Genomic DNA, 6423 nt, shown 5'->3' on the forward strand with positions numbered 1-6423 from the left:
TGGGTCAAGGTCCGACACGGCGCCCACGGAGGCGCCGCAATGCGGCCGCGACCGCATCGGGCCCATGGGACCGCGAAACCAGGGCGCCGGCCCGGCAGGCAAGATGCCGCGCGAGGGCGGGATCGGATTTGATCCTGAGGCAGGCGCGGGCGATCGATGCCGCGCTGTCGCCGATCAGCAGCTCCCGACCGTCGACCGCGCCCAGTCCTTCGGCACCGAGCGCCGTGCTGACGACCGGCACATGGTGAGCGAAGGCCTCGAGTATCTTGAGCCGCGTCCCGCCCCCGGCCCGGATCGGGACGATCGCAACGTCGGCTGCCGCGTAGAAGGATGCGAGGCAGGGTGCGTATCCATGCAGCCGCACATCCTCGAGGCGGCCGAACCGATTGAGGAGATGCTCGCCACCGGCGCCGACGATGTCGATGGCGATCTCTCGTGAAGACAGGTCATGCAGCGCCGCGCGGATGGCCGTGCACAGAAATTCTACCGCGTCCGCATTGGGCAGATAGTCGAGCGTGCCCACGAACAGGAGTCGGAGCGGACCCTCGGCGGATGGCTCATGCCTCGGCACGCCGTCCGGCGGCAGGACGCCGTTGGGCACTACCGCCGTTCTCGCAGAAGGGAATTGCCGGCCAATCCGCGCGGCATCGGCAGGGTTGGCAAGCGACACTCGGTCGAACGCGGCCAGGTAGCGGTGAACGTAGGTCTCGTACTTGCCACGCTCTCGCTCCTCTTGCCGCGCCGCTTCGTCCTCGCCGCGCAAGCGGCAAAGGTCGGCCAGTCTCGTTCGCGTCTCCAGTTCGTCGTCGTCGAGATCGAGGACCATTTCCGGGCGCACCGCAGGAGCTAGCCGCAGGAACGGACCGGCCAGGGGCGCAAGGTAGAGCCGCATCACATGGACCACCGTGGGCGGACAGATCCGCGCCCAATCGAAGACCTCTGCCGCGCTGGCCGCCGTGCAGAAGCGGGCGAGGTACGGCTTGGGATAGCGCTCCATCGCACGTGCCTCCTCCAGCGGGTCGGTCAGGCGCGCGATCAGTGCGACATGCGGATCGAGATGCTCCTGGAGCGACAGGACGTGGATCCGGGCCGCTTCGAGCAGGACATGATCGGGCGGTGACGGCTCGCCGCCGGCGACCGGCACCACGAACAGATCGACCTCGCCGTCGCGTGCGAGGGCAGCGAGCGTCATCGCCGCGCGTCGGGCGAGACCGCTGCCGGTGTGTCGCGGCATGACCGGCGCCACGAGGAGCACTCGCCGCCGCATCAGTCGCGGGCGTGGAGAACTTCGAGGTTCGGCATCCCCCAGCACTGGTGGCCCATGTCGGCGGCAAGCAGGGCGAGACCCTCGGTTTCGATCTCGCCTTCCATCTGTGGGCCCCATGGTCCCGGCCGCCGGGCCACGGGATGGCCCGGCCGGTAAGGGAACGGTGGAAAGATGAGTCCGTCGCGGTGGATGTCGCCCCGCACCAGCAGCACCGTGCCGCCGACGCTGTCGAGACGCACGAGGTCGGCTCCGCCGCGCAGGGCATCCATATGGACCGTGCCGCGATCGCGCCAGCCATTGCGATCGAAGGTCGGACCGCCATAGTCGTGGACACAATGCGGGTGGACGATATCGCGTCCGACCGCGATCAGGCGCTGCAACAGGTCGCGCGGATACTCGACGACGTCGACATCCAGCCACAGCACCCAATCATGGTCCGCCAAGGCCTGGAAAAGCAGATGGTTGCGCGCGCGGGCGAGCACGCGCCGGCGCTGCAGCTGCCAGGGGTGGCTCCAGCGCGGCACGCCGGCCGGCAGACGGAAGCCGAAGTCACGCTTCCAGACACCCACCCGCGCAAACCGCGCCCGAGCCACCGCGGCCTGTTGCGCCAGTCGTCCGAACGTATCGTCGAGACTGTCGCTTTCGAGCAGGCCGACGGAGATCGCGCCGAGAGGCCAGTCCAGGCGATGAAGGTTGTCCCAGTAGCGATCGAGATGGCGCACCGCATCCTTCACGGGGGTGAGGATGAGGATGGTGGACGGGCTAGACTCCAGGATCATAGCCGCTGAGGGGAAAGGCATGGCGGTTCCAGCCATGTCCCGGCGCGATGCCGCGGCTGGCAGGGCGATCGGAAGGTGCAGACCAGCCGTCGGAGGCGAGCCGGATCAGCCGAGCGCGAGCGGGGCTTGACGCGCTGCTTGCGATGAAATCGAGCCGCTCCCGCACAGACGGATCGAGGATCGCGAGGGTGCGCAGAAAGCCCGCGAGATCGCGCAGGGTCTCGACATCGCAGGGCAAAACCTCGTATTGCGCCAGAGCGCGTTCGAGCAGTTCATCGAGCGATCCGGTCGTGGTCACCATCACCGGCCGCAGGTCGGCGATAGGACCCACTCGAATCAACGCGGTCGGGCTGTACGGGGGATGCAGAAGCTGACCGCGCCAGTTTCCGTCGATCGCGCGGCGCAGTCGCGTGTGCGTCGCGCCATTGCCCGAAAGCACCAACACGGGCCCGTCGGCGTCCTCGTCCACATGCCAGTAGAACGACTCGCCGGGCGTACCGCCAATGCGATGATCGGGCAGCAACTCTACGCTTCGTTCATCCGACGTGACGCGGACATAGCTGAACCGTCTCACCTCCGTGAGCTCGCGCTCGATCGCAATGGCGGCAGGCGACCGCGCCGGCGGATGAAAGACGTGCCCGTCCCATCGCTCGCCCAGCGTCGCCAGCAGGGCAAAGCACTCCGCCTCGCGGCGGAAGCCCTCAATGGCCGGGTTCTCCCCCTGGAGCACCCATTTGGCGCCGTTCCGATGCTGGAACAGCACGGTGCCGGACGACGGATCGCGCTGGCATAGCGTGCCCTCGAGCTGCTTGGGTGGATGGGCCACGAGATGGTAGGGCTGGGCCAGCATCAGCCATGCGATGAGGAACGTGTCCTTGTCGCCGTGCAGCAGTCGGTAGACCTCGTCCGATCGCTGGTTCATCCAGTGCGCCAGGCCGAGCGCCCGCCAGCAGCGCGACTTGTCGAGCAGCAGCTGTCCCGATTCGAACGAAGGGCAATCCCTCGGCTCCAGTCCCGCGAGACGCCATATCGGGTTCGCACGCGACAGCCGCAGGAGGTCGGGCCAGAAGAGTGCGCCCGTCGTCTGGAATGCCGGATGGTCGAACAAGTCGGACGGATCCCTGACGGGCACATTGTCGGCGTCGAGCAGCAGCACCTGGCGGAAACGAGAGTGGCGCAGCGCGTAGGGCTTCAATTCCCATCCCCCGAGCCGCCGGACCCTATGGCGCCGCGCCACCTCGAAGGCGTCGACCGTCTCGACGCCAAGTTCGGCGAGCAGGCCACGCATCGGCATGCTCATCTCGAGTGGCCCGAGGAACCAGATCTCGATCGGCAAGGTACACCCCAGCTGTCGCAGCATGCCGACGCAGATCCAGGCGCACGTGAACAGGCGCGGGCCGCCGGCGCAGATGACGATGCCACGACCCTCGAAGCGTGATTCCGGGAATTCGTCGGGAGTGGCAGCGGCGGCCGCGAGGGCGGCCGACAGCTCGCCGCGGCTCATGAGCGCCGGCGCGCTCGCGACAGGCTCCTGTTGCCCGGTTTCCGCCGTTTGGGCATGCTCGTTTGCAATGACACGATCCTCCTTGGGCCGTCCGGCCTGCGCCGCCGGCCTTGAGATAAATCCCGTCTCGGACGGCTACATCGTCTATCAACCGGACCGTGATCGCATCCACTATCTCAACGCGACCGCCGCGCTCGTCCTCGAATTGTGCAACGGCCGCAACGACGTGAACGAACTGGCGGCGCTGCTGCAGCTCGCCTTCGATCTCGGCGAACCGCCGCACGACGCAGTGGCCGAATGCCTCGATACACTGATGAGCGAAGGACTCGTCCACTGACGGCAGGGGACCGGTTCCAGTTTCTCGGTAGCGCCTTCACGGTCGTCGGTGATTGCGACGGCGCACGTCGGCGGGTCCGCGAGGTCGCGCCACAGGCGCGCCAGGCGATGGCGATCGAACGACATTGGGAGCTGGGCGTCTGGAACGACGATGGCGAAGTCCGCCTCACCGTCGACGGGCAGGACGTCGACTTCGAGCTGACCGCGTTTCAGGCCGGCGAGAACCTGCTGCGACGAATGCACCGTGAAGCCCTGGCCGCCTCGCCCGACCATGTGCGCTTTCGTGCGGTGATCGGCCGGTCTGGAGGGCGAGGCTTCCTGGTGGCAGGCCCTCGACGCTCGGGCAAGACGACCCTGGCACTGGGTCTGCTGTTGGCCGGCTGCGAGGTGAGCGGCGACGAACTCGTGCTGCTGCGCGACGGGCGGGCAGTCGCCTTTCCGTGGCGCTTCATCGTGAACGAGCCGAGCGTCGCGCTGCTGCCGCCCCTGCGTGCGCTGCCGCCGGTCGTCGCTCGTGCCGGGGCGCTGGCGCGCGACTGGTGGTTCGCGACCGATCCGACGGACTTCGGCCGGCCTTGGGACATAAGACCGGCGGCGATCGAATCGATGTTCTGGCTCGAGCCGGGCCATGGTTCACGGAGCGTGGTCACGGAGGTCGGCAAGCTCGACATGACCCGCCACCTGCTTTCCCAAACGACGGCGCCTCCGTCCGGACGCGCCGACTGGCTGGGCGACGTCACCCGCCTGGTCGAGGGGACGCGAACGTTCCGTATCGAGATGGGCGACGTCGCCTCGACCTGCGTTGCGGTCGCCGACCGCGTTTGATACAGATTATCGCATGACCAACGATGTCGATCCGCGCCTGCTGACCAGTGTCGACGAAACCCGCCGCGACATCGTACGGCGGCTGGTTCTCGGCAGCGCTTTCGTCCTGCCTGCCGTCGCTTCGTTTCCGATGGACTCCCTGGCCCAGGCACAGGCGCCCGTGCGAACCATCAACAGCACCTTGACCCCCGAACTGAAGACACCGGATGGCGCGGCAAAGCCAGCCAATCCGACGACGATTCCCGGCACTGGCACCCCGGCCGGTCCCGCGCGGCGCTGAGACGCCGGGCTCGCACGCACTGCCGCGGCAGCGTGCGGATCACCGCCACCCTGATTGCACGCGACGAGGAGCACTTCCTCCCCGGTTGTCTTCAATCGATTCGGCCTCTGGTCGACGAGATCGTCGTCGTCGACACCGGATCGCGTGACGCCACGCGGGCGATCGCCCGCGCGCACGGCGCCAGGCTCCACGACTTCGCATGGCGTGACGATTTTTCCGCCGCCCGCAACTTTGCGCTGGATCAGGCGGGCGGCGATTGGATTCTCTACATCGACGCCGATGAGCGCCTGCGCCCGCTCGACAGGGCGACCGTCGAGCGGGAGCTGTCCACGCCGGAATGGTGGGCGGCGACGCTGCGCTTTCATCCGCAGACCGGGTACACGGCCTATCGCGAACTGCGGCTGTTTCGCCGCCATCCCGAAATCCGATTTCAGGGTGCGATGCACGAGACAATCGTCCCGTCTCTCAACCGGCTGGCCGGTGACCGTGGGGAGGCGATCGGCACCTCGACCCTGACCATCGATCATCTTGGCTATGATGGCGGCTCGGTGCGCAAACATGCCCGCGATCTCGGACTGCTGAGGCGTCAGATCGCCGCCACGCCGGATCGCACATACTTATGGTGGCACCTCGGATCGATCGAGCGCGAGCGCGGCGATCCGGCGGCGGCCGAGCGAGCCTGGCGGCAGGGCGTCGAGGCGGCGCGGCGTTCGCCCATCCGGCTGGCCGAAAAGACGATGTGCTTCGCGGAACTCGCTCGACAGTGCGGGATCGATGGCAGGAACGGTGAGGCGCTGGCCTTGATCGCCGAGGCCCGCACCCTGCAAGGCGACAACTACCTGCTCGATTGTCTCGAGGCCCGTTCTCTCGCCGCGACAGGCCGCTGCGAGGAGGCTCTGGCGATATTCGAAAGCCTGGCCAGCATCGATGCGGACATGTTGGTCGACGACTTCGCATACGATCGCGCGCTGTTTGGCGCCGGTGCGCTGGCCGAAGGCGGACTTTGCCTTTTCCGTCTCGAACGCTACGCCGACTCCGCGCACTGGTTTGGGCGCGCGGTTGCGCGAGAGCCCGGCAATCTCGCCTTCCGCGCCCGATTCCAGCTGGCCCGGGCGCGGGCGCAGCAATCGAAACAGAAACACCACCGTCTGGGGTCCGGCCACGCCGACACCGCGCTGGGCGAGGCACCGTCCCCCGAAACGGGGTAGATGCCGAACGTCGAGGGCGGCACTAGAATGCGGTGAACAGCCGTTTACCGAGGAACCGACCCAATGGATTTCAACATTCCCGCGGAGATCGCGGCCTATCTGCGCGAGCTCGACGAATTCATCGAGCGCGAGATCCGGCCGCTGGAGCGCGAGAACGACAATATCCGCTTCTTCGACCATCGCCGCGAGCATGCGCGCACCGACTGGGACAATGACGGCCAGCC

General features: G+C 67.5%; 7 protein-coding genes and 1 pseudogene. 5 read left to right on the forward strand and 3 right to left on the reverse strand.

Going from position 1 to position 6423, the window contains the following annotated elements:
• Positions 1 to 4 precede the first annotated feature (4 nt).
• From EPO41_RS05880 to EPO41_RS05890, 3 genes are read right to left on the reverse strand one after another with little or no spacing between them, the layout of a single operon-like run.
• The gene (locus EPO41_RS05880) at positions 5 to 1234 is read right to left on the reverse strand and encodes a glycosyltransferase family 4 protein (protein WP_296321779.1); all 1230 of its coding nucleotides are present in this window, start codon (positions 1232 to 1234) and stop codon (positions 5 to 7) included.
• Between the two features lie 32 nt (positions 1235 to 1266).
• Entirely contained in the window at positions 1267 to 2046 is a 780-nt protein-coding gene (locus EPO41_RS05885) for a hypothetical protein (RefSeq protein ID WP_296321782.1), read from the reverse strand.
• A complete protein-coding gene (locus EPO41_RS05890; RefSeq protein ID WP_296321784.1) occupies positions 2030 to 3550 on the reverse strand; it encodes a hypothetical protein in 1521 nt (506 codons plus the stop codon). Before EPO41_RS05890 ends, EPO41_RS05885 begins: the two co-directional genes overlap by 17 nt.
• 67 nt (positions 3551 to 3617) lie before the next feature.
• On the opposite strand from EPO41_RS05890, the gene EPO41_RS05895 reads away from it, so the two are divergent.
• From EPO41_RS05895 to EPO41_RS05915, 5 genes and pseudogenes are all read left to right on the forward strand, one after another.
• Positions 3618 to 3887 (forward strand): PqqD family protein, encoded by a 270-nt coding sequence (locus tag EPO41_RS05895; protein ID WP_296321787.1) that lies wholly within the window; start codon positions 3618 to 3620, stop codon positions 3885 to 3887.
• A gap of 107 nt (positions 3888 to 3994) precedes the next feature.
• A complete protein-coding gene (locus EPO41_RS05900; RefSeq protein ID WP_296321789.1) occupies positions 3995 to 4711 on the forward strand; it encodes a hypothetical protein in 717 nt (238 codons plus the stop codon).
• 13 nt (positions 4712 to 4724) lie between these two features.
• Positions 4725 to 4991 carry a hypothetical protein gene (locus tag EPO41_RS05905; RefSeq protein WP_296321791.1) on the forward strand — a complete coding sequence of 89 codons (267 nt, stop codon included), beginning with the start codon at positions 4725 to 4727 and terminating at the stop codon, positions 4989 to 4991.
• 32 nt (positions 4992 to 5023) lie between these two features.
• Positions 5024 to 6199 carry a glycosyltransferase family 2 protein gene (locus EPO41_RS05910; RefSeq protein ID WP_296321792.1) on the forward strand — a complete coding sequence of 392 codons (1176 nt, stop codon included), beginning with the start codon at positions 5024 to 5026 and terminating at the stop codon, positions 6197 to 6199.
• 63 nt (positions 6200 to 6262) lie between these two features.
• Positions 6263 to 6423: pseudogene (locus tag EPO41_RS05915) on the forward strand (acyl-CoA dehydrogenase); the annotation flags it as partial.

The sequence above is a fragment of the Reyranella sp. genome (assembly GCF_004297265.1).
Classification (GTDB): Bacteria; Pseudomonadota; Alphaproteobacteria; order Reyranellales; family Reyranellaceae; genus Reyranella.